Annotated in this window: 22 protein-coding genes, 2 tRNA genes, 1 rRNA gene and 1 pseudogene; 6 read left to right on the top strand and 20 right to left on the bottom strand. The window is 36.6% G+C overall.

Going from position 1 to position 24,487, the window contains the following annotated elements; translation table 11 throughout:
- The first annotated feature begins 9 nt into the window (after positions 1-9).
- Positions 10-990, top strand: a complete 981-nt coding sequence (locus CWR45_RS08460; RefSeq protein ID WP_115749438.1) for a LacI family DNA-binding transcriptional regulator — start codon at positions 10-12, stop codon at positions 988-990.
- Positions 991-1,474: 484 nt separating this feature from the next.
- On the opposite strand, the gene CWR45_RS19790 is transcribed toward CWR45_RS08460, so the two are convergent.
- Positions 1,475-1,621 carry a hypothetical protein gene (locus CWR45_RS19790; RefSeq protein ID WP_170138826.1) on the bottom strand — a complete coding sequence of 49 codons (147 nt, stop codon included), beginning with the start codon at positions 1,619-1,621 and terminating at the stop codon, positions 1,475-1,477.
- Positions 1,622-1,645: 24 nt separating this feature from the next.
- On the opposite strand from CWR45_RS19790, the gene CWR45_RS08450 reads away from it, so the two are divergent.
- Positions 1,646-1,876, top strand: coding sequence for a DUF2255 family protein (locus tag CWR45_RS08450; RefSeq protein ID WP_245975388.1), 231 nt, complete (start codon positions 1,646-1,648; stop codon positions 1,874-1,876).
- Between the two features lie 526 nt (positions 1,877-2,402).
- On the opposite strand, the gene CWR45_RS08445 is transcribed toward CWR45_RS08450, so the two are convergent.
- From CWR45_RS08445 to CWR45_RS08415, 7 genes are all read right to left on the bottom strand, one after another.
- On the bottom strand, positions 2,403-3,011 hold the full coding sequence (locus CWR45_RS08445; RefSeq protein ID WP_170138825.1) for a YesL family protein: 609 nt from the start codon (positions 3,009-3,011) through the stop codon (positions 2,403-2,405).
- Positions 3,012-3,065: 54 nt separating this feature from the next.
- A complete protein-coding gene (locus CWR45_RS08440; RefSeq protein WP_115749434.1) occupies positions 3,066-4,034 on the bottom strand; it encodes a carbohydrate kinase family protein in 969 nt (322 codons plus the stop codon).
- A 113-nt stretch (positions 4,035-4,147) separates the two neighbouring features.
- Positions 4,148-5,614 (bottom strand): glycoside hydrolase family 32 protein, encoded by a 1,467-nt coding sequence (locus CWR45_RS08435; RefSeq protein ID WP_115749433.1) that lies wholly within the window; start codon positions 5,612-5,614, stop codon positions 4,148-4,150.
- 14 nt (positions 5,615-5,628) lie between these two features.
- A complete protein-coding gene (locus CWR45_RS08430) occupies positions 5,629-7,230 on the bottom strand; it encodes an extracellular solute-binding protein (protein ID WP_115749432.1) in 1,602 nt (533 codons plus the stop codon).
- Between the two features lie 18 nt (positions 7,231-7,248).
- Complete coding sequence (locus CWR45_RS08425; protein ID WP_211315954.1) at positions 7,249-8,145, bottom strand: carbohydrate ABC transporter permease; 897 nt, start codon at positions 8,143-8,145, stop codon at positions 7,249-7,251.
- Positions 8,146-8,161: 16 nt separating this feature from the next.
- Entirely contained in the window at positions 8,162-9,106 is a 945-nt protein-coding gene (locus tag CWR45_RS08420; RefSeq protein ID WP_115749430.1) for an ABC transporter permease, read from the bottom strand.
- A 222-nt stretch (positions 9,107-9,328) separates the two neighbouring features.
- Entirely contained in the window at positions 9,329-10,312 is a 984-nt protein-coding gene (locus CWR45_RS08415) for a LacI family DNA-binding transcriptional regulator (RefSeq protein ID WP_245975387.1), read from the bottom strand.
- Between the two features lie 302 nt (positions 10,313-10,614).
- Between CWR45_RS08415 and CWR45_RS08410 the strand changes: the two are divergent.
- Positions 10,615-11,226: pseudogene (locus tag CWR45_RS08410) on the top strand (tyrosine-type recombinase/integrase); the annotation flags it as partial.
- 71 nt (positions 11,227-11,297) lie between these two features.
- On the opposite strand, the gene groL reads toward CWR45_RS08410, so the two are convergent.
- Both groL and groES read right to left on the bottom strand, forming a co-directional pair.
- Positions 11,298-12,926 (bottom strand): chaperonin GroEL, encoded by a 1,629-nt coding sequence (gene groL, locus CWR45_RS08405; protein WP_115749428.1) that lies wholly within the window; start codon positions 12,924-12,926, stop codon positions 11,298-11,300.
- 51 nt (positions 12,927-12,977) lie between these two features.
- A complete protein-coding gene (gene groES / locus CWR45_RS08400; protein WP_114915352.1) occupies positions 12,978-13,262 on the bottom strand; it encodes a co-chaperone GroES in 285 nt (94 codons plus the stop codon).
- Positions 13,263-13,925: 663 nt separating this feature from the next.
- On the opposite strand from groES, the gene CWR45_RS08395 reads away from it, so the two are divergent.
- Positions 13,926-14,630: a CPBP family intramembrane glutamic endopeptidase gene (locus CWR45_RS08395; RefSeq protein ID WP_115749427.1), complete on the top strand. Its 705-nt coding sequence runs from the start codon at positions 13,926-13,928 to the stop codon at positions 14,628-14,630.
- A 35-nt stretch (positions 14,631-14,665) separates the two neighbouring features.
- Here the strand turns inward: CWR45_RS08395 and CWR45_RS08390 are convergent, their stop codons facing one another.
- Positions 14,666-15,307, bottom strand: a complete 642-nt coding sequence (locus CWR45_RS08390; protein ID WP_211315953.1) for a redox-sensing transcriptional repressor Rex — start codon at positions 15,305-15,307, stop codon at positions 14,666-14,668.
- Positions 15,308-15,853: 546 nt separating this feature from the next.
- On the opposite strand from CWR45_RS08390, the gene CWR45_RS08385 reads away from it, so the two are divergent.
- Positions 15,854-17,776 carry an ABC-F family ATP-binding cassette domain-containing protein gene (locus tag CWR45_RS08385; RefSeq protein WP_115749425.1) on the top strand — a complete coding sequence of 641 codons (1,923 nt, stop codon included), beginning with the start codon at positions 15,854-15,856 and terminating at the stop codon, positions 17,774-17,776.
- Between the two features lie 202 nt (positions 17,777-17,978).
- Positions 17,979-19,355, top strand: coding sequence for a hemolysin family protein (locus tag CWR45_RS08380; RefSeq protein ID WP_115749424.1), 1,377 nt, complete (start codon positions 17,979-17,981; stop codon positions 19,353-19,355).
- A gap of 118 nt (positions 19,356-19,473) precedes the next feature.
- On the opposite strand, the gene CWR45_RS08375 is transcribed toward CWR45_RS08380, so the two are convergent.
- From CWR45_RS08375 to rrf, 9 genes are all read right to left on the bottom strand, one after another.
- The gene (locus CWR45_RS08375; RefSeq protein ID WP_245975386.1) at positions 19,474-20,652 is read right to left on the bottom strand and encodes an FtsW/RodA/SpoVE family cell cycle protein; all 1,179 of its coding nucleotides are present in this window, start codon (positions 20,650-20,652) and stop codon (positions 19,474-19,476) included.
- 227 nt (positions 20,653-20,879) lie between these two features.
- A complete protein-coding gene (tsaD, locus tag CWR45_RS08370; RefSeq protein WP_115749422.1) occupies positions 20,880-21,890 on the bottom strand; it encodes a tRNA (adenosine(37)-N6)-threonylcarbamoyltransferase complex transferase subunit TsaD in 1,011 nt (336 codons plus the stop codon).
- Positions 21,890-22,336 (bottom strand): ribosomal protein S18-alanine N-acetyltransferase, encoded by a 447-nt coding sequence (gene rimI, locus CWR45_RS08365; protein WP_115749421.1) that lies wholly within the window; start codon positions 22,334-22,336, stop codon positions 21,890-21,892. The genes tsaD and rimI overlap by 1 nt, the downstream gene beginning before the upstream one ends.
- A complete protein-coding gene (gene tsaB / locus CWR45_RS08360) occupies positions 22,329-23,036 on the bottom strand; it encodes a tRNA (adenosine(37)-N6)-threonylcarbamoyltransferase complex dimerization subunit type 1 TsaB (protein ID WP_115749420.1) in 708 nt (235 codons plus the stop codon). The genes rimI and tsaB overlap by 8 nt, the downstream gene beginning before the upstream one ends.
- An 11-nt stretch (positions 23,037-23,047) precedes the next feature.
- Positions 23,048-23,503, bottom strand: coding sequence for a tRNA (adenosine(37)-N6)-threonylcarbamoyltransferase complex ATPase subunit type 1 TsaE (gene tsaE / locus CWR45_RS08355; protein WP_115749419.1), 456 nt, complete (start codon positions 23,501-23,503; stop codon positions 23,048-23,050).
- Positions 23,504-23,507: 4 nt separating this feature from the next.
- Positions 23,508-23,744 (bottom strand): hypothetical protein, encoded by a 237-nt coding sequence (locus tag CWR45_RS08350; protein WP_115749418.1) that lies wholly within the window; start codon positions 23,742-23,744, stop codon positions 23,508-23,510.
- 260 nt (positions 23,745-24,004) lie between these two features.
- Positions 24,005-24,081 (bottom strand) — tRNA-Asp (locus tag CWR45_RS08345).
- Between the two features lie 17 nt (positions 24,082-24,098).
- Positions 24,099-24,175 (bottom strand) — tRNA-Met (locus CWR45_RS08340).
- Between the two features lie 48 nt (positions 24,176-24,223).
- A 5S ribosomal RNA gene (gene rrf / locus CWR45_RS08335) occupies positions 24,224-24,339 on the bottom strand.
- Positions 24,340-24,487: the final 148 nt, after the last annotated feature.

The following is a 24,487-nucleotide window of genomic DNA, read 5'->3' as shown; positions in this document are numbered from 1 at the left end:
GAGAACATAATGGGGATTAAATTGACAGATGTAGCGAAAAAGGCAGGCGTTTCTGCAACAACCGTTTCACGAGTAATTAATAATTATGGTTACCTTAGTCAAAAAACCATTGATAAGGTGCATAAAGCTATGGAAGAATTAAATTATCAGCCTAATTCGATGGCCCGTTCGCTGCAGGGAAAAAATACACAATTGATTGGTCTGATTTTCCCTACCGTGTCTCATCCCTTTTTTGGAGAACTAGCAGCCAAAATTGAATCAAGTCTATTCGAAAAAGGTTATAAAACTATTCTCTGTGACAGTGCCAATAACAAGGAAAAAGAACGGGACTACCTGAAGATGCTGGCTGCAAATAAAGTAGATGGTATTATTGCAGGCGCGCATAATCTGGATATCCCGGAATACGGAAATGTGGGATTACCTATTATTTCATTTGACCGTTATCTGGCAGAAGGAATCCCAATTGTCTCTAGTGACAGCTATCAAGGCGGACGCTTGGCAACTGAGCAGCTATATCAAAGAGGAGGCAGAAAGATTGCCATATTCACAGGAACGAATGAATCTGCCTCACCAACTAACCGGCGTCTGAATGGTTATCTGTCCGTGTTAAAGGAACATCATTTGGAACCAATGGTTTATCACTTTCCCCCGGAGTACTCTCCGTTTTTAAAAGCCACCGAGATTCGTCAGATTTTGTCCAAAGAGGAAATAGACAGTGTTTTTTGCACGGATGACTTAACTGCGATTTTGGTTATCAATAAAGCGCAAGAGTTAGGACTTGAAATCCCGGAACAGTTAAAAGTTATCGGTTACGACGGGACTGAGTTTGTTCAAAACTATTTCCCGCAGCTGTCGACAGTATTACAGCCAATGGATCAGTTTGTCGATCTTCTAATTGATTTACTAATGAAACGGATAAATAATGCTGAAGTGGAGTTAGATAACCTTTATCAATTATCTGTAAAGTTTATTCAAGGACAGACCAGCTAAAACTTACTCTCTAGCAATCTTCATTTTTTGTTAGAAAGCCATAAGCAGATGTTCCAAAGGTCAATATATAACACATTAAATAAGATATTCAGTTACTTAATTTGTGGAATTTTAAAAATCTACTACGAGAGCTCATTTTCGTTTATCAAAAACTCAGCGATGAAACTAATTCAAAAGCTTTCCAATGAACGACATATCAAAGTCTTAATAGTGACACATGATATGGATATGCTGATCTCTGACAATCATGTTATTGAAATGCAGAATGATAAAATTGTTGCTAAGAAAACAACCTAAAGATATAAGTAATAGCTATTTCTCATTGAAATAGCTTATTACTTATTCCTGCACACTATGCACTCTTATTACCTTCATTATTTCTTCTCTTCATTTTTCCAGAGATCTTCTACTTTATTTTGTACATAGTGAAATCAAAAAGCTAGATCTTCTAGACTCTTTTATTTTTTATCAATTGCTTTAATAATCAACTCATGGTTATGAATAATACGCTTGCCCATTGCTTTCTGTCTTCATGGAAAGAAACCTTTGGTTCATTTTGGACATTGAAAGTGATATCTCTTGCTAACCAAAGGCGTTTATTCGGATTTCTAGGTAGTGATTTAAATTTCATAGATAAGAACACATCCTTTTTCGCTTGTTAGTAAGCTTATGCGACTTATGGAAAAGTAACAATCGAGCAGGAAAGATAAAATTAGCTGGCGAAGAATACAATGTTACTTTTCAACTTATAGATAATGATCCTGCATTAACAGCAAAAATAGACGAAGCTAATACAGAAAGATACAGTAACAGTATATACTTTTCACCTATGTTAGGAAAAGGACCAGTAAGTGCAACCGCAAAAATTTTACCGCGTAATGAATAACACACTTTACAAAACCACCTAATCTGATGTTGACTAGGTGGTTAATTAATCTAAGATCTGTATTGAGCAGGAGTTAATCTAAATACATGATTTCCTTCTTCTAGATTCCCTGATCTCGGAGAAGTATTCGTTGTTATCACATAAAAATAAACGTCAAAGGGGTATACGTTTCTTAACCTCTCATTAGAAGTAAATACAACATCTAAGGAATTTGCTTCTTCATTAAAAGCATATAAACTTTGTCCTCTTAAACCAGTTATAAATAAATATAAAATGTAATCCCAGACGGTGCACAAGTCTCATTTCCTGAATAAACTAACAGGGTCTCCATGTTCTCTTGTTCTTCGTCCCCTTCTATCTCTGACCAACAATAATTATTTCCTGCATTAATGATATGGATTAAAGCAATATACTAGATTGAGTGAGAATTAGCATATTAAATAAAATAATCAAGTAAAAAACCAAAATAAAAAGGTGTTAATAAATACCCACAAAAAGGTCCTCCTAAAATAGAGGTAAACCTTTCTCATTCGACGGCTTTTTTTGAAAAAGATAAATACGCAAATTTCATCAATATAAAACTAATTAAGCTTATGCCAAAGAGTAACATTAATACCGGTAATTTCATATATACAAATAAGATTCCAGTTAAAGTAATTGCCATTATTAATGTGCGCAACGGTCTGGCAATGGCGGGAATTAAAGCAAATTTTGGATACTGCCAAAGTTTTAAATCATAGTGAACAAACACAGGGAAAACATACAATAAACTGAGTAAGTACACGAGTATAATAACCATCGTTAAACTCATCAAAGCCATATAAAGTGTATTCTGCTTAATATGATGCAATACTTTAAAATCAACATATAAAAGAAGTCCAATTAACAGCATCAGATAACCAATTACATTGGATGCGAGGAACTCCGTTTTAAATTTATTCCAAAACAGTTTTATAATCGAACCACTGTCTGTTTCCATAATAATAAGCCTAATAACCGCAAATAACGCGGCAGTAGCCGGGAAAATCCCTAATATGAACAAACCAGAAGCCGAAAACAGTATCCATAAAAAATTTAACAATACTAAATTAAACCCTAAATTCCCAAGCCGGAAGTACCATTGTGTGCCAAACATTATTTCACGAGCCTCCATTTCAGCTGACGGCATTAATTTTATCTGTCATATATATTATATTACTTCATCTAAAGTAGGAATGGCAGAGATCGCCCCAACTCTAGTACAAACAATCGCTCCAACCTTATTGCTTATATAAGTTATCTTCTTAATCTTATTAAAGTCTACCAAAACTTTTTTGATAGCTTCCTCTTTTGCTAGTTGATACAGCATTGCACCAACAAACGCATCCCCTGCACCAGTTGTATCTATGGAATCTACTTTTATACTTGGAATTATTTCTTGTTTATAGTTATTGGAAATCATAGTGGAAATCATAGTTCCTTCTTTTCCTAATGTAACTGCAATCAAGGACGCTCCCATTTGATGTAGATGTTCGATTCCGCTATCCAAATCAGCTGCACTCGTAATAATCTCCAATTCCTCATGACTGACTTTTACAAAGTCAGCTATTGCAATTCCTTGTTTCGCTAGTTCTATAAAATTCGATTTCTTTCCTTTCCAGAGATCTGATCTGTAATTTGGATCAAACGAAACAAAAATCTCATTTTTTTTTGCCGACTTCATTGTATTCAGATATGTAGTTTGAAACGGTCCGTCCAGTAAAGCAGTTGCAGACCCGAAATGGAGAATGGCAGCCTCTTTTAATTTCTCCTTGTCTAGCTCTTCTTCCTTTAAAAATGCATCGGCACCTCTGTTAAATACAAAATCTCTTTCTCCGTTTTGCATTAAAGAAACAAAAGCAAAAGTAGTTGGATTAACATCATCAAGTATTAGCATTGAAGTATCAACATTTTTTTCCTCCAACGTATTTTTAAGGAATCTACCAAACGGATCATTTCCAACCTTTCCGCTGAACAACGCAGTTCCACCTAATTTCACAATAGTAGCACATACATTAGCAGGCGCTCCTCCAGCTTGTTTTTCAAAAATCTTTCCATCCACCAGATTATCTCCTGTATCTTTACAAAAAAAATCGATTAACAACTCTCCGATACAAACTACGGATTTTTTTTCACTCATTGCCTTTTCTCCTCTCATGGTTTTAAATACTTATCCATTTAGATTTAAAAAGGAGGAAACATTCGAACTGCTTCCTCCTTCCTAGGTTAATATTCACCATTAGATATTACATTTTAAATTGTAAATCTCTTATTAGGTGTGGATATGTAACCATTTTCAACAGTTATTTTTCCGCTCTCACTATAAAATGCCACAGTTTCACAAGTTTGATCAGGATAAACTAAGCTCGTTATAGCATAAGTACCGTCATTAACAAAAACTTCAATTGAGAAAGTATCAACAATTACTCGAAGCTGAACATTTTTGCTGTTATCCATTTTCAACCTTTTTTCCAGTGAAAACATCTCGGAGAATTCCACTTTTCCTGATTTCTCTCTGTTTAATGTGATTACATCATTTGAAGCATCATATTCAATAGTGGTGCTATGGGTTTGTGTATGATTCAGCGTAATACCAAATTGATCTGCATCACTATTTAATATATTCATAAACAACTCCAGATAAGCCTCGTTCACTTCGAACACTATAGTTTCAGAATTATTTATTTCAAGATCATGAATATCTCTGCTTCTTTCAAAATAAGTATCGAGTTCCGCTACAGGATGTTGAATAACTATATACTTTCCTTCTATTTTCCGAAGCTGAAGCTTTCTTGGTATAGTCATCTGATTTCTCCAACCCTCTGTAGGAACCTCATTAGCATATCTCCAGTTGCTCATCCATCCAAGATAAATCCGGCGGCCATCCTCTTCAGGAATGTCGGAAAAACTTACACCAGCATAGTTGTCTCTCCCATGATCCAGCCATCTAATGTCATCATGCTCCGCTTTAAATACAGATCCATCAAAATCACCAACAAAGTACTGTGTACACGATCCCGTCTCTGATATCCCGTTATCACCGATACTCACTAATAAAACCCATTTTTCTTCGCCGGTGCTCTCTACCTTTAATTTAAATAAATCAGGACATTCCCAGACCCCATCATGGGAACCAATATTTTCTCCGAATTCGCTTTCAAACTGCCAATCTATTAGATTTAGCGAAGAATAAAAGGTAATCGTTTGCCCTGTTGCTAATGACATGATCCATTTACTAGTTTTCATGTTCCAAAAAACCTTAGGATCTCTGAAATCAACTTTTGTCTTATGAAAAAGTACAGGGTTGCCTTTGTATTTAATCCATGTTCGCCCATTGTCACTACTATATGCCAGACTTTGTGATTGTTTTGGCGGATTTTCGCCATTTCTATCCTTGTGGTGTGTAAAAATAGCAACTAAACCTGGCTCTTCAGGAAAGAATCCGGTTGTATTATTCCAATCTACCACTGCACTTCCGGAAAAAATAGTTCCATGCTCATCCGGATAAAGCGCTATGTCAAGCTCCTCCCAGGTGATCATGTCCTTACTGACAGCATGCCCCCAATGCATGGAGCCCCAAACGTTATCATGCGGATTATATTGGAAGAACAAATGATATTCGCCTTTGAAATATACCAATCCATTCGGATCATTTAACCAATTTCTCTTAGCCGTAAAGTGTAAGTTCGGTCTGTATCGCTGTAATTTTTGATTTGTCAATTATTTCTCCCCCATTAATTAGTACTTCGATCATATCCCTCTTGTTTAATATCCAACCACTCTTGCAATCCGAGGCGATCTAACTCGGCCAAATACTCGTCCCATTCTTCTTCTACATTCCCATTTGCAATCCATTCCGCTTTTTTACGCTCAATATACGGAAGTAAATCTGCTTCTATTTTAGAAAGGCGATCCAATTCTTCAAGACTGAAAAATACCTTTGGGAATATGTTGTCGGCTTTTATATGTGGAACCATCACTTCTTTCATTAGGTCCAATCTCCATGAAGCATCCTCCGGCATTGTCGTTACCTCTCCATAATAGCTGTCTAAAATTGCCAGTGGTCCGCCAACTGATGTTCTTTCTCTTAATTCAACAGGCGCAGTACCTTGCAAATCAAGGTGTTTCAGCATATTTTCCTCTTTATCAAATTCAAAGATATTCTGCATATCCTCATCTCCATACGTACCCCAGTTGTTTTGCACAGATTGAGTAGGTTTATAGAATTGATCAATCCATTTTACTGTCAATTCAAGATTTTGGTTGGCATTAGTGATAACCATTTTCGAACGGTCAAATCCCGTTCCATTTGTTCTGGCAACATTTTTATGACCATCTGGTCCCTCGAGGGGAGGCATAAGTTCATAATCGTCATTCATACCTGAAATATTTGCTTTATCCCAGGTAAAATATATGCCATAGCGACCTTCTTGGCCTTTAGCTACATAGGTAGGCCACTCCTGTTCAAAGGCTTCGATGTCAATTAAATCTTCTCCCTGTAATTCATTCATAAATTTTATAGCTTCTTTGTATCCTTCATCGTTAGAAGTCAATTTAACCTCCCCATCGTTTGTCACAACAGTATGATCCCAATTATCCCCAAGACCAAACGAACCAAATAAGAAACCAGGATCCTGTCCTCCATCATTGATGATAAATGACATTGGAATTGTTTGTCCGTTACCTGCCGGGTCACTATCTCTAAAGGCAATTAATACTTCTTTTAATTCTTCCGTTGTTGTTGGCATTTCCAGTCCTAATTCATTTAGCCATTTTACATTTATCCAAGGAAAATTGTCTACAGAATGAATACTCTCTTTTCCTTGACCCAGTTCTTCTATCCAAGGAAATGCATAAATATTGCCATCTGGTGCAGTGATCATATCCCTATATTCTGGTGCTTCTTCCAGAACTGCGTTTAGATTTGGCATGTAATCCTCTACTAAATCGTTCAGTGGAATGACAGCGCCATCTTTTGCGAGTTTTAATAAATCATAGTCACTGTAACCAGCATTCATAATTGCGTCAGGCATATCCCCACTAGTCATTGCCAGATTCCTTTTCTCTCCAAATGTTGCTCCCGTAAAGTTTCTCCACTCAATATGAACATTCGTTTCTTCTTCTAATCGCTGAAAAATCAATTTTTCATTTGGATTTTCAGGTGCTAAAGAGGAACTTTCCGTCATAATTTTCAGTGATACTTTTTCATCTAAAGGAAATGAAATGTCAGAGAGCCCATAATCTTCAGACCAAGTATCCCCGCTATTGTCACTACAGCCCGCACCTACAGTTACGATAATCAGCAGCAACGAAACTGCTTTTAAAAACTTTTTCATAAAAAAACCTCGCTTTCTTTATTTTAATGAGCCTACCATTACACCCTTTTCGAAATACTTTTGGAAGAAAGGGTACATAATCAATAATGGTAAACTTGAAATTACAATAGAAGAATACTTTATCATTTCTGCAATTCTTTGAATCTCAGCTCTTGCAAGCTGATCTGCAATCATACCCGGCTGCACTTCATTCTGAATAAGAATATCACGCAATACCAGCTGTAGTGGATAAAGTGATTGATCTTCAAGGTAAATCATTGCATTGAAATAAGAATTCCACTGCCCTATAAAAGCATATAATGCAAGCACAAAAATAATAGGTTTGGATAGTGGCAATATAATCTTTAAAAATATCTTAAAATCAGAAGCGCCATCTATTCTTGCTGCTTCCTTCAATTCATTTGGCAATCCCTTAAAATAAGTTCTCGACAGGATAATATTCCAAACGCTTACTGCCCCTGGCAATATAATTGCCCATGGTGTATTGATCATACCCAGTTCTTTAATGAGTAAATATGTAGGTATCATCCCACCATTGAAAAACATAGTTACGATAAAGAAAATCATAAAAAGCTTTTTTCCAGCTAAGTTCTCAACGGATAAAGCGTATCCAGCAAGAATAGAAAACAATACAGATACAATAGTGAATCCACCTGCATAAATAATAGAGTTAAGAAAACCTCTCATGATGGATCCATCCTGGAATATCCTTCTATAGCCATCAAGCGTCCAGTCATCAGGATTAAACGATATACCTTTTGTCAGTAAAATATTCGGATGTAGAAAGGAGCCGAATAAGACATACAATAATGGAACTGTAACAATAAGTACGAGTAAAATTAAAATAAATTTGTTAAGCAGGAGAAGCATTCTATCTGTTTTCGAGTTATTTACAAGGTCATTTTTGAATTTCATCGATTTGCGCTCCTTTCTAATAGAGTGTTTCTCCATTTAATTTTTTGACAACAGTATTAGCAGTTATCAGTAAAACCAGACTAATAACAGAATTGAACAACCCTACCGCAGCTCCAAATGACCAGTCTCCTGCTTGTAACCCTCTTTTATATACATAGGTGTCAATAATTTCTGAAGCAGGCAAGTTCATGTCAGTTTGAAGTAAATATGCTTTTTCAAAACCGACTCCCATAATTCCACCAATCGCCAGAATAAACAACACCGCTATAGTCGGTTTAAGAGCCTGAAGGTCAATATGAATGATTCTCTGCAATAGAGAAGCTCCATCAATCGTTGCTGCATCATGAAGCTGCGGATCCACATTTGAGAGTGCTGCAACATAGATAATTGATGAAAAACCTGCAGCCTGCCAAATACCGGAAGCAATGAATATACTCCTGAAATAAGACGGATCTGTCATAAAGGAAATAGGCTCATCCATAAATAAAGTCAGAATTCCATTAACCGGTCCTGCTGGTGATAGATAGATAAATAACATTCCCGCTATTACCACTGTTGATAGGAAATATGGAGCATAAATGATTAATTGGATATTTTTTTTGACTTTGGCTCTTCTCAACTGATTTACCATGATAGCCAAAATGATAGGGATTGGAAATCCGATAAGAAGTTCAAAGCCACTTAATTTGATCGTATTCATGAAGATTTGCTGAAAGTTGGGTGATTGCAAAAAACTTATGAAATGAGTGAAACCTACCCATTCACTTCCCATAATCCCTTTGATCGGACTGAAATCCTTAAATGCAATTGTCACTCCATACATTGGTATGTAATTGAATATCAATACTAGGACAACAGCAGGTGCTAAAAATAAATACAAGATGAAGTTATTTTTGGTATAGTTTTTACGACTTCCCATCCTTTTTGTAGTTTGAGTTATTTTCCTGGACATTTTATCCATGATATCCTCCCTTGCATAATTCTTTTCTATTAAAATTCCCAATTAACCACTTTGTTAACGATTACATATGAGCGCAAAAATTAAAAGACAACAATCACTTAATGAATATGTCAACCGGTTGACATATAGATCTTATAAAAAAGAGTATAGCTAAATACTCTCCGTGTGTCAACCGGTTGTCAGAAAAAATAAAAAAAGACTTTTTCAGCTTATATATTTATGTTAAGTTGTTTCACCTTTAATTAACTTTATTGGTAACTTCCATTCTATTTGGGGTTCACTTTCACCATTGATTTGTTTCATTAAAAGTTTAATTGCCAAATCTGCAATTTCTTTAACAGGCTGCTGAATTGTACTTAGTTCCGGCAATAATATTCTGGTTGTTTCTGTACCATCGTAGCCAATTACTTTCAAATCGTCAGGTATATTTCTGTTCCTCCTCTTTGCTTCTCTTATCACATTGGCTGCTATAAGATCATCACTTGCAAAAATACCATCAACATTTGGGTTCTCATCAAATAACTTTTCTATAACGTTGTCACCAATTATATAAGTGCGCGGATGAAATTCATTCTCTTTCATGACATCTTCATATGCTTCTCTTCTTAAATTAGCAGGCGTTTCCAATGAAGGTGAACCGTTAATATGAATAATCTGTTTGCAGCCTTTATCAATTAATAATTGAGTAGCCTTTTTCCCACCATCATAATTATCACTGGAAACAACAGGGATATTTTTAGACAAAAATCGATCAATGCCTACCAGTGGAAGATGTTGGTTGTTATATTCTTCAATTCCTCTGTTATGGGCTCCTGCTATAATCCCATCAACTTGGTGCCTTAGCAGCATTTTCAGGTAGTTCCTCTCTTTATCTTCACGACCTTGACTGTTGCATAACAATACTCTGTAACCAAATGATTCACAGATATTCTCTAAATGGAAAATCAGCTGTCCATAAAAGGGATTGTTTGTGGTGGGAAAAATAAGGCCGATGATAAAAGTCTTTTTAATAAAGAGTGACCTTGCTATTTCATTTGGTTGATAATTTAACAGTTCCACTGCCTCGTGTACCTTTTGTCTTGTCTTATCACTTATGTACCCCCTATTATTTAATACCCTTGAGACAGTTGTCCGAGAAACACCAGCTTTATCAGCAACATCATCTAATTTTACTTTTTGAATTTCATTCTCGTTTATCTTCCTCACTATTCATCACCTTTACTAATTCTTTTTTGCTGTATCAAACTTTTACTAACCTTAAAAATTATACACTAAAATATAACAATTCTACTGTATATAATAATTGAAAACCAAAAGCAATACAAATGATGTTAAGTATTATCGGCACTCCTCTCAATATAATATTTCTTTTTTTACCTTCTACATAGAGATGGAACCTACCGGACATAAACAAATCTGCGAATTGCTCTCAATAGTAATATTTTACCATATTTCAAAGTTATGTTTAGAGGATTTTCATTTAGAAAAAGAATCTAGCATTATTCTTAGAAACCGCTAATAATCAAGGCCTAGAAATGGACTATTTGGTTTTTTTAACACTTTCCTATACAGGGATGCGAGTAGGTGAACTAGTTTCCATTAAATGGAGTGACATTAATTTTAATGAAAATACCATAAGAATCATAAAAACATACTACAACCCTACTAATAATACTGTTGAGTATCAATTGGTTCCGCCAAAAACAAAAGGTTCAGTAAGAAAGATCGTCGTCGAAGATGATGTTATTGATACGTTAGAAAGACATAAAGAGACTCAAGAAAAAGTAAAAAAGAGCATAGGGAATTCTTATTATGATAAGGATTTTATCTTTTCAAAGACAAGCCACCACCCTGGGTATCCTATTTTTATTAAAACGGTAGAAACCAGGATGATACGCTTGATAAAGATAGCTGGTTTAAATCAAGAATTAACCCCCCATTCATTACGACATACGCATACTTCCTTGCTTGCAGAAGCAAAAGTTGGTCTTGAAGAAATAATGGATAGGTTAGGACATACAGAAGATAAAACCACAAGAAATATCTATCTACATGTAACAAAAGAATTGAAAAAAGAGGCCTCTCAAAAGTTTGGTCAACTGATGAGAAGCCTAAAATAATGTACCAAATGTTAGCCAAATGGCTTTTCCCTTACACAAAACCCTAATATATCAAGGTTTATAGGGGCAGATTACATCATGCCGCCCATTCCACCCATGCCGCCCATATCAGGCATTGCAGGTGCGTTTTCTTCTGGTTTGTCAGCTACTACTGCTTCAGTAGTTAGGAACATTGCTGCTACAGATGCTGCGTTTTGTAGTGCAGAACGCGTTACTTTAGCAGGGTCAACGATTCCAGCTTCAACCATGTTTACATATTCGTTAAGCTCAGCGTTAAAGCCGATGCCAACTTTTTCATGTTTTAGACGTTCTACAACGATAGAACCTTCTAATCCAGCGTTTTCAGCGATTTGACGAACTGGTTCTTCGATTGCACGAAGTACGATGCTTACGCCTGTTGCTTCGTCGCCTGTTAGGTCAAGTTCTCTTACTTTATTGTAAACGTTAAGAAGTGCTGTACCACCACCTGCTACAATACCTTCTTCAACTGCAGCACGTGTTGAGTTTAGCGCATCTTCAATACGAAGTTTACGCTCTTTTAGTTCTGTTTCAGTTGCAGCACCAACTTTAATTACTGCTACACCGCCAGATAATTTAGCAAGACGTTCTTGTAATTTTTCTTTATCGAATTCAGAAGTAGTTTCTTCAGCTTGTGCACGGATTTGTGCAACACGGCTAGAAATTGCTTCAGGATTACCAATACCTTCAACAATTGTAGTAGCTTCTTTCGTTACGACAACTTTAGATGCGCTACCTAATTGCTCGATTGTTGTTGCTTTAAGCTCTAATCCTAATTCTTCTGTAATAACTTCTCCACCAGTAAGAATTGCGATATCTTCAAGCATTGCTTTACGACGATCACCGAATCCTGGTGCTTTAACAGCTACAGCGTTGAATGTTCCACGAAGTTTGTTTACAACTAATGTTGCAAGTGCTTCACCTTCAACATCCTCAGCAATTAATAGAAGTGGTTTACCTTGTTGAACAACTTGTTCTAACACTGGTAGGATTTCTTGGATGTTTGTAATTTTCTTATCTGTAATTAAGATATATGGATTTTCAAGTACTGCTTCCATCTTGTCTTGGTCTGTAACCATGTAAGGTGAAGCATAGCCGCGATCGAATTCCATACCTTCTACTACATCTAATTCTGTGCTGAATCCTTTAGATTCTTCAATTGTAATGACACCGTCACTACCAACACGTTCCATAGCTTCTGCGATTAGTTGGCCAACTTCTTCGTCAGATGCTGAAATAGCAGCAACTTGTGCGATTGATTCTTTATTTTCAACTGGTTGTGAAATTGCATGCAACTCTTCTACAGCAGTTGCAACAGCTTTTTCAATACCGCGGCGAATGCCTACAGGGTTTGCACCAGATGTTACGTTTTTCAATCCTTCACGAATCATTGCTTGTGCAAGAACTGTTGCAGTTGTTGTACCATCACCAGCAACATCATTTGTTTTAGATGCAACTTCAGATACAAGCTGTGCACCCATGTTTTCGAATGGATCTTCAAGTTCGATTTCTTTTGCAATCGTAACTCCATCATTTGTAATTAGTGGAGAACCGAATTTTTTACCTAAAACAACGTTACGACCTTTTGGCCCTAAAGTTACTTTTACTGCATTTGCTAATGTATCTACACCGTTAAGCATTGCACGACGTGCGTCTTCATTAAACTTAATATCTTTTGCCATAATAAGTATTCCTCCTTAAATTCTTATCTTAAGTATGTTAAATGAATCGTTTTATTGTACGACAGCCAAGATGTCATTTTCGCGAAGAATTAAGTATTCGTTACCTTCGTATTTCACTTCAGTACCCGCAAATTTAGAGTAGATGATGCGATCTCCTTCAGAAACTTCAAGTGCTACTTTTTCTCCATTATCTAAAACTCGGCCAGAACCTACTGCAACAACACGACCTTCTTGTGGTTTCTCTTGTGCAGAATCTGGAAGTACGATTCCACTTGCAGTTTTTTCCTCTTGCTCAACAAGCTCGATAATAACTCGATCTCCTAGCGGTTTAATCATGTAAAAAAGCCTCCTTGATATCTTTCTAAATTTTATTATTAGCACTCAAGGGTATCGAGTGCTAACTTCTATCATTATCATAATGAATTCATAAAAAAAATGCAAGCAATGTATCGCAATTTATTTTGCTTTGCATCCTTAATGCCCTAGCTGTTTAAAAAACGCGAAATTCGACAATCCTAAACTAGAAAAGCAATGTACAGTAAAGGGAATATTATTCTTTCTATCCACTTAAGAAAGACATCCCTCTTTCTACATGTTAAAATATTTACTATGTATTACTAAAAGTAAGGATCAATACATAGACTACATTACGATCAAATCTCTAAAGCGGAAACACCCTTTAGCGACGTACGGACTGCTCCCCACAGGATGTGGGGTGGTTCGACGATGTCACACGATGTGATGCTATTGTCGAACATTCCTTTGTAGAAGATAAAGGAAACCTGCCCCTTCACTATAGGGGTACGCCGACGTTGGCGATGCCTCAGTTTAGACGGCCTTCCTTAATCGCAGGAATCGATGTTGACTTATTGTACTGAGGTGAGGGAAGTCTCGCTAGGAGCACGGGTGCTGGATCTGGACGTGGCTAATTATATAAAAAACATTATCCACTGCCTTTAATTTTAACAAGTTCTTAAACGAAAAAGGAGTCGTTCTATTTTGACGAAACGATATTGGTACGTTATCTTAGCCTATATAATCATGCAGTATTCTGTATTTCTCGGAGCACCATTATTCTATGCAATCCTACCAGTCTCAGGTGATGAGGCCTCAATTTACTGGACAGTATTTAGTTTCATTCTAGGATTAGTTATTGTTTTATTCCTCATGAAGCCCGATATGCAGATGCGCACAGAACGTGATGCATCATCGGCTGTGATGGTTATTACTTGGTCTATTCTCGGCTTATTCATGGCTTATTTTGCACAAGCATTCTCGGTAATGCTAGAAATCGCTATATTTGGGATTACTCCAGGTTCGGCAAATACTGCTCAAATCATGGATATTTCACGTGCATTTCCTCTATTTGTCATTGTTCCAGCGCTTATCGGGCCAATATTAGAGGAAATAATCTTCCGGAAAATTATCTTTGGAAGCTTTTATAAAAAAATGAATTTCTTTTTTGCTGCATTATTATCAGCGCTCATCTTCGGATTTATCCACCAGGAACCAGAGCACATCCTAATATATGCATCAATGGGATTTGTATTCGCCTATCTGTATGTAATAACAAAGCGAATCATTACGCCGATTATCGTGCATATGGCAATGAATTCTCTCACCATCTTTGCACAATACTCGTTAACTCCCGAACAAATTCAACAACAGTTGGATAAACTTCAACTAATTATTATTGGCGGTTAATTGAAAAAAAAGAAGTAACACGAATTTTTAGCGTGTTACTTCTTTTTACTATCTAAAGGATAATGCTTCAAGAAATATACGAGTGATTGTAATTCAACAGCTAGATCAATATGGTGAACACGAATATGTTCAGGTACAGAAATTCTTGCTGGTGTGAAATTGAGAATCCCCTCAATTCCCTCATTAACAAGCTTCTCCGTTATCGATTCTGCTTCTGTTGCCGGCACAGTCAGGATTGCTACGCGGATACCTTCTAATTTCTCATGTAATTCATCTATATGATAAATAGGTACTCCACCAATATTCGTTCCAGCCTTTTCTGGGTTTGCGTCAAATCCTTTTGTGATTCTTATATTATTATTTTTTAGGAAGCTGTAATTTAAAAACGCTGTCCCTAAGTTACCGACACCGATTAATGCGACTTCTGTAGTTTCATGTTGATCTAACGTACTTCGAAAGAATCCGAGTAAATATTCAACATTATAACCGTATCCCTTTTTCCCCAATGCACCGAAATAGGAGAAATCTCTGCGAATTGTCGCTGAGTCTACTTTTACCGCTTCGCTCAGTTCTTTGGAGGATACTCGGTTTTTCCCTTGTTGATTTAAATTATTTAAAAAACGATAATATAGTGGTAGCCGTTTAGCTGTTGCTTGTGGAATTTTGCTTTGTTCCATATTTATCCTCTTTTCAATTCAATAATCAAGTTATTTATATATTACCTATAGTTTAACAGATATCAAGTAAATAGTCGTGATAATTTTCACAAATGAATTTCGTGTATAATGAACAAAAGCTTAAAGCTAGTTTGTGCTGTGTACAGACTGCCCCCCAAAAGGACGGGGGTGGTTCGATGTGTCGAACTTACCTTCGAGAAGGTAAAGTAAACTCTTTAGAAGTGAGAGTAAATCGATGTTAACTTTCACCACAAGTGTATAAGTGTGGCTAAGCCTCATGTGTAACCAATCGGCAAGTCTTCTTTAGATTAGGGGAAGTCTAGCTAGGAGCACGGGCGCTAGAGCTGGATATGGCATATCTTAATATCTTGGTAGTTAAGAAAGTATATAGTATTTCTTACTACATAAGTGCGACTAAGGCTGTCACTGAAAGACCTAGTGACAACCAAGTCTTCTAACCACTGGAGTTGGAATAGGAAATTTTTTATACTTTCCTATTGTATAATTAGATCAATAATAGAATTAGAATTTTATGGGGTGAACGTTTTGATATTAATGCAAATTAATGAGTTATCAAAGTCCTTCGGTGCGGAAGAGATTTTGGCAAATATAAAAATAGAAGTGAAGAATAATGATCGCATCGCAATAGTCGGCAGAAATGGTGCGGGAAAGTCAACGCTACTAAAGATAATGGCTGGGGAGCTTTCTCATGATGGTGGGGAGATTTTCAAACCGAAGGACCTCACATTAGGATATTTATCGCAGCACATGGAGCTTGAATCGGGAAATTCGATTTGGGATGAAATGCTTGAAGTATTTATGCATCTTGAATTGCAGGAGCAGGAGCTGCGAAAACTTGAGAAACAAATGGAGCAGGCAACCAATTTACCTGCTGCAGATTATGAGAAACTGTTACAAAGCTATGACAAGCTGCAGCATGCCTTTCAAACAAATGGTGGCTATCAGTATGAGTCTGATATTAAAGCAGTTCTTAATGGATTAAATTTCCAAGGATTCGATTACGATACACCAATTACAGAGTTAAGCGGTGGGCAGAAGACACGTCTTGCATTAGGTAAATTACTATTACAAAAGCCGCAGCTGCTTATTCTGGACGAGCCTACGAACCATTTAGATATTGATACACTCTCATGGCTAGAAAATTACTTAGTAAACTATCCTGGTGCAGTTGTGATTGTTTCACATGACCGTTATTTTCTAGATAAAACAGTTTCCATTGTTTATGAAATTTCCAGGCATCGAACGAAGAAATATCATGGCACATACAGTAAATTTTTAGATCAGAAGGCATTGGATTATGAACAGGAATTAAGGGAATATGAACAACAACAATCTGAAATTAAAAAATTAGAGGATTTCGTCCAACGTAATATTGTTCGTGCATCAACGACAAAACGTGCACAAAGCAGAAGAAAACAATTAGAAAAAATGGATAAACTAGATAGACCACTAGGAGACGAATCTTCTGCATCATTTGCTTTCCAAATCAATCGTCGCAGTGGCAATGATGTACTAAAGATAGATAAATTGGCAGTCCGATATGATGATGAAAGTGATACATTGTTTAAAAATGCGAAGCTCCATGTCAATCGCGGGGAGCGGATTGCCCTCGTTGGCCCGAATGGTGTAGGTAAAACAACATTATTGAAAACGATTATGGGAAAATTAGAACCAATCGAGGGAACGCTTCACTTAGGAACGAATGTCCAGATTGGTTACTATGACCAGGAGCAAGCAGATTTATCGTCATCGAAAACAATATTACAAGAGCTCTGGGATGACTATCCGTCTATAAATGAAAAGGACATTCGAACAGTTTTAGGAAATTTCCTATTTACCGGCGATGATGTTTTAAAACCTGTTCCTACATTAAGTGGTGGCGAAAAAGCACGATTAGCCCTAGCAAAATTGATGATGCAAAAAGCAAACCTGCTAATATTGGATGAGCCGACAAACCATTTGGATATCGACAGTAAGGAAGTGTTGGAAGCAGCATTAAATGAGTTTCCAGGAACCATTATCTTCGTATCGCATGATCGCTACTTCATAAATAAAATTACCGATCAAGTTGCAGAAATGCAACGCGATGGGATTACGATCTATTTAGGTGATTATGATTATTATTTAGAGAAGAAAGAAGAAGAAGCAGAATTGCATCGTTTGCAGCAAATTGAGAAACCTATTATTAAAGAAGAAAAGAAAAAGCTCAGTTTTAAAGAAGAAAAACAGCTGCAAAGTGAAAGACGGAAGAAACAACGTCGCATCACGGAAATTGAAGAAAAGATTGAACAGCTTGAATCAGAAATCACTAAAGTCGAAGAGAAAATGGCAGAACCTGAAGTTTATCAGAACCATGAAAAATCGCTTGAGTTAAACGAAAAAATTAGCGACATGAATTCGGAAATTGAGCAATTGATGGATGAATGGTCGGTACTGCAAGAGGCTTAGATTTGTATCGAAATATAGATTGCCGTATACTTTAAGTGGAATGATTTGTCTTATCATGAAGATAATGGTTACTTTTTTGGAGGTTCGGCCCGTGTAAAACAATCGGTAAACTGTAGGAGCATGTAATAAATTGTATAATGTTTACAATCATCGTACTCTTTCTTAGTATGATACGATTGGAAATTTATGGAGGGTTATATAATTGGCGATAGCAATCATAACACTTATTGTGCTTATTTTAATTAATGCTTTCTTTGCAGCATCGGAAATGGCATTGGTTGGAATGAATGATACAAAAGTACAGAAAATGGCGGAAAATGGCGATAAGAAGGCAATAATGATTTATAATCTTATTTCAGAGCCAAGCCGCTTCCTTAGTACAATCCAAATAGGTATTACATTAGCTGGTTTCTTATCCAGTGCATTTGCAGCAGACTTCTTTGCAGGTCCGCTAGCAAGAGGTTTAGCAAATATTGGTGTTCCATTAGAAATGGACGTGCTCAATACGATTTCCGTAGTGGTAATCACTTTAGTTCTATCATACTTTACACTTGTTTTCGGAGAGCTTATGCCGAAACAAATTGCGATTCAAAAGACAGAAGCAATCGCAAATTTCGTAGCAAAACCACTCACATTTCTATTTAAGATTTTCTTACCTTTAGTTAAACTTCTAACTTTTTCAACAAATACAGTTGTTCGTATGTTCGGAATTGATCCGAATGCACATAGTGAAGAAGCTACAGAAGAAGAGATTAGAATGCTCGTAGATGTTGGCGGCGAGAGAGGTACTATAAATATTGCAGAAAGATTAATGATTAATAATATCTTTGATTTTAACGATAAAGATGTCTCTGATATTATTACGCATCGAACCGATATGTCTGTTCTCTCGATTGATGCAACATTAAAAGAAACAGTTGATATGGTGAATGAATTTAAATATACAAGATTCCCGATTTTTGAAGGTGATATTGATAACATTATTGGCATTCTCCATGTAAAAGATTTACTTCCGTTTATCGATTATGACCATGATGAAAACTTTCACTTGAAAGAACTAATTCGAAAACCGTATTTTGTACTCGAAACTCAAACCATTGATGTATTATTTGCTGATATGCAAAAAAATAATGCACATATCGCTATAGTACTTGATGAATATGGCGGTACAGAAGGATTAGTAACAATTGAGGACGTTATTGAAGAAATTGTTGGTGAGATATTCAGTGAAAGTGATGGGCCTGAAGAAAAGGAAATCATTCAGATTGCACCTGATAAATACTCTATCGAGGGTGTTGCCCATCTCTATGAGCTTCAAGACATACTCAATATCGATTTTCCTATCGAAGACTTCGATACAGTAAGTGGTTTTCTAATTGGCGAAATTGGCTATATCCCTTCAAAGGAAGAACGTCCGGTAATAACTTATAAAAATCTCGTGTTTGAAGTAACCGAAGTAGCTGAGAATCGAATAGAGAAAATAATCCTAACAGTCGACGGTAACAAAGATGAAAGTAATTTGAGTGAAGAAATAGAGGAAGGCAGTAAGAACTCTTTTAATATTAGGCCGAAAGCTTAATGTTTACTCCAATAGCCAATGACTCGCTGGCTGTCCGTAGTATATCAACATCGCTACTTCGATTTAATATAATCTAAAGCTAATTTTAAAAGCCCATGAGAAACTCATGGGCTTTTTCCTATTTAAATAGATAGTCATTTTGGATTGTGTACTCCACAGCAACTCGATATACAATTCCTAAGCCAAGCATAGTCGACATGACCGAGCTCCCACCATAGCTAATTAACAGCAAGGGAATACCCGTAATCGGCATTATACCTATTGTCATGCCAATATTTTGAAAAACATGGACAAGAATTAAACTAAGGAAACCAAAACAGAAATACGAACCAAATGGCGAATGCTGAAACATATTTAACCCTAATGTTACAAGTTTATATAACAGCATAAAGTATAAAAAGATTACAATTGCGCCACCAACAAAGCCGAAGCTCTCTCCTATTACGGAATAAATAAAATCGGAATGTGCCTCTGGATAGTAGACCTCAATACTATTTAAGCCTTTTCCAAAGAGCTGTCCAGATCCTAAGCCCATAATGGCACGATCGAAATGATAGCTCGCATTGCTTGTTTGCTGGGCAGGGTCAAACCAAGTCATAATTCGATCGATCTGGTATGCATTGCCCTTTCCGACAATTTCCTTAGCCAAGTCTGGAAACTTCACGATAAATCCGAGAACCGCTCCAGCACCAGCAGCCACTATACCAATCAAACTTAAGATTATCTTCCAGCTAATCCCTGCAAAAATAATCATCATTCCAGCAATAAATAGATACACCATAGAAGTTCCAAAGTCTGATTGCATCATAATTAGTCCTATTGGGAGAGCAACAACAATTAGGATTTTAATAAGCAATAAAATATCTGTTTTTAAAGTGTTTAATTCAAATTTCGAACGATGCATTGCTATTACCCTACTCATATAAAGGATTGTCGTTATTTTAGCAAATTCAGCCGGTTGTATCGACAAGCCCGGTAATGTAAACCAGCTCTTTGCACCATTTATTTCCCTCGCAATTGATTCAGGACTAACTAAAAGAATAGCAAGTACTATAAGTCCAGCAATATATGAGTAAATACTTACTTTATATAATTGTTCTAAATCAAAAAATTGGATTGTAGCTATGAAACATATACCAATTATATACCAAACGATCTGTTGAATTACGAAATTTTTACCATCATATTGCTCAAATTGCTGTGCATTATAAATGGCTAGTAAACTAACACAAACAAATAATATAAAAAGTACAATCAAATCTGTTTGCATATAATAGGATTGCTTCTTGTTCAACATGTATCACCAAATTTCTTTTCAGACTTCTTTTCTCAATACAATATGTTCTATAAATTATCCACAAGCACATTTAAAGTAGAAGTGCATATATATCAATTAACATTGAAGTTATACACACTATCCACATAGTGTTTTAAAGTTTCCCCCAACATCCATCCACAATAAGATTATTAGTATCATAAGTTTTTCTGATTTATATCTACAGGTATGTGGATAAGTTTTGTTGCCTATTTCAATAATAGAGAAGGATTTGCATTCAAGTCTAAACCAGAGCGTCTTCCTTGTTCATAAGCAATCGTCCCCGCAGCAGCAATCATGGCAGCATTGTCTGTGCAAAGTTTAAGTGGTGGGATTAGCAATGGAATATTGGTTTCAGAGAATTTTGCTTCCAATTCGGTTCTTAACCCCTTATTCGCAGCTACCCCGCCTGCAACAATTACTTGCTTCACATTAAATTCCTTCGCAGCACGGAGGGTTTTTGTTGTAAGCACGTCAACTACACTTGCTTGGAAGCTTGCAGCAATATCCTCTGCCTTCAGCGTCTCCCCGCGTTGCTTTGCATTATGAATTTTATTGATCACCGATGATTTTAATCCACTAAAACTAAAATCATAGCTACCGTCTTCTAGCCATGCTCTAGGGAAATCAATCGTTTCTTCACCAATCGTTGCTAATCGGTCAATATGTGGTCCACCTGGATATGGCAAATCAAGCATTCTAGCGACCTTGTCATATGCTTCTCCTGCCGCATCATCACGTGTTTCTCCGATTAACTCATAAGAACCGTGCTCTCTCATTAAAACAAGCTCAGTATGCCCTCCTGATACGATTAAAGCTAAAAGTGGAAACGCGAATTCCTTTTCCAATCTGTTGGCGTAAATATGCCCCGCAATATGATGGACTCCGACTAACGGTTTTTGCTTTCCAAATGCTAATGCTTTAGCAGCATTGACACCGACTAGTAATGCGCCAACAAGTCCTGGACCCTCGGTAACGGTTATTGCATCAATTTGCTCCCAGTTAATGTCAGCTTCTTGGAAAGCTTCTTCAAGCACAACGGTAATCTGTTCGACATGATGTCTTGACGCTATTTCCGGAACTACTCCGCCGAAACGTTTATGGCTTTCAATTTGCGAAGCAACCACATTGGAAACTATTTCTGTTCCATTTTTCACAATCGCTACAGCAGTTTCATCACAGCTTGTTTCTATTCCTAGTATAAAAGTATCTTTTTTCATTATAAGTTCACCCACATTACAATAGCATCTTCTTGATTATCTGTATAATAGTTTTTTCGAATACCACCAGGAACTAGCCCAAACTTCCGATACATCGACTGGGCCACACGATTGGATACACGTACTTCCAATGACAAATGCCGTACACCCATCCCTATCGCTGATTGGATTACATATTGGAACAGCTTTTCTCCCAATTTATAGCCGCGATACTCTGGCATTATTGCGATATTCGTAATTTGTGCATCGTCAATAACAATCCATGCGCCAGCATAGCCGACAATCTGCCCATTTAATTCAATGACAAAGTAATGGGCGAAATTATTATCGACAATTTCCTGATAAAAAATGTCTGTTGTCCATGGTATAGTAAACGAAGCTTTTTCAACCTCTACTACATGTTCTACATCCTTAATTTCCATTTTTCGTATAAGGACTTTATCCATTTTTCTCGTTTTCCTTCTGTGCTTTCAACCAATTTGCCTCCGCTTCAGCTAAGCGTAGATAATTCGGTGTTAGCGTATGTGTTGGCTCCGCACTTTTTCTTAGACCAGCAAGCCCAAGGAAACCAGGTCTAGCAATATGATATGGCCCCTCAGGAATAATAGCTAAATTTCCTAAAGCTGCTTCTATTGCATCCTGATATACCGAAATATCTGGACTTAAGAAAAGTACTCTACGCTTTTCTTCAGCAAGCTTCGCTAATACCTCTTCCATTGAAATGTTCTTCTCTTCATAGACCGATACAAGATCATTCTCCTGCCATTCATAAAACCCAGTAAAGACCATGCCACGACGTGCATCGAAGAACGGACAAATAATTCCTTCAAAAAATCTCCCTTGATAAGCAAGTACTTCCAGACTAGAAATGCCCGTAATCGGGATGTCTAGTGCCCATGCTAATGATTTCGCGGTAGATATTCCAATTCTTACCCCAGTATAAGATCCCGGCCCTTTGGCAACGACAATCTTATCTAATTGTTCTGGAGTAAGGGAAACCTCATTCATCAATTGGTCAATTGCTGGCATTAATCTTACGGAATGGTTTTTCGCTATATTTGTAACTACTTCTCCTATGATTTGCTCGTCCTTTAGTATTGCTACACCTAGCACTTGATTCGATGTATCAATTGCAAGTAGATTCATTCAAGTAACTCCTAACTCAATAATTCATTTAATACTAATTCAAAATATCCGCTTGTTGAGGTAAATTCCAACTCACGTTTGTTTTCATTAATATAGTTGATTCTAATATTTATACGTTCCTCAGGGAGAAACTCCTCAATAAATTGCGCCCATTCGATAACCGTCACTCCATTTCCATGAATATACTCTTCTAGACCGATATCCTCTTCAGAATGTTCTAGTCGGTATGCATCGATATGGTAGAATGGAAGCCTTCCCTCGTACTCTTTTATTATTGTAAATGTAGGACTACTTACCGTACGTTCTACACCTAATCCTTTTGCCAATCCTTTTGTGAAAGTCGTTTTACCAGCGCCTAAATCGCCTTCTAACGTAATTACATCACCAGTTTGAAGTAACGAAGCTAGTTTCTGTCCTATAGCTGTTGTTTCTTCAACTGTTTCTGTTTTTACCTGGTGTTTATTCATAAAGTCACCTACTTAAATGATTATATCGGTTTTTCTCTAAACGTTCCTCTTTATTATCTATCGTTAAACGGATATGTTCTTCATAATTGCCTACTTTAACATATCCTATTTTACTTATCTTTTTATTGTTCTTTTCTGCAATCCTTTTTAGTTCTATTTTTAAAGCTATCCTAATAATAGCAAAAAGAATAGGAAAAAGGAAAAGATTGAGTGGAATAATGCTACTCTCCCCTGAAAGCATTTTAATCCAATTCCAGATAAATTATGTTCAGACTTTCCAGGTGAACAGTTAATTTCCACAAGCATTAGTAAACTTCATGGGGAATAATACAAACTGCCAATTAACATCGAAAATCAAGTCAATATGTACCAATGACCATTGATGATTGATTAAAGACAGTATCATCAAAAAAATTATTAGATAAAGTTTATAAATATTAAAAAACACACGATTTTCGTATAAGAAATCCTGTGTGGGTATCAATGCTATTATATTTTTAATGGCGGTCCGGACGGGACTCGAACCCGCGACCTCCTGCGTGACAGGCAGGCATTCTAACCAACTGAACTACCGGACCATTAACTATAAAGTAATTGGTTGCGGGGGCAGGATTTGAACCTACGACCTTTGGGTTATGAGCCCAACGAGCTACCAGACTGCTCCACCCCGCGATAATAATAAATTAAATTGTTTCTAACTCTAGTATAGAACAATTTATTGCCTGGCGGCGTCCTACTCTTGCAGGGACAAAGTCCCAACTACCATCGGCGCTGAAGAGCTTAACTACTGTGTTCGGGATGGGAACAGGTGTGACCTCTTCGCTATTACTACCAGACAATCCTAAAAAATTAGGACAAGTTCTATTATATACTTTTTAAAGATAAAAAGCAAGGTATTTTAGGTTTATACCTTAAAAACTAAATAAGAGTAATGGTCAACGACAATCAAATAAGAATTTAGTTAAGTCCTCGATCGATTAGTAT

It is taken from the genome of Oceanobacillus chungangensis, from assembly GCF_003369565.1.
GTDB classification, from domain to species: domain Bacteria; phylum Bacillota; class Bacilli; order Bacillales; family Amphibacillaceae; genus Oceanobacillus; species Oceanobacillus chungangensis.
This window is presented reverse-complemented; position numbering and strand designations above follow the sequence as displayed.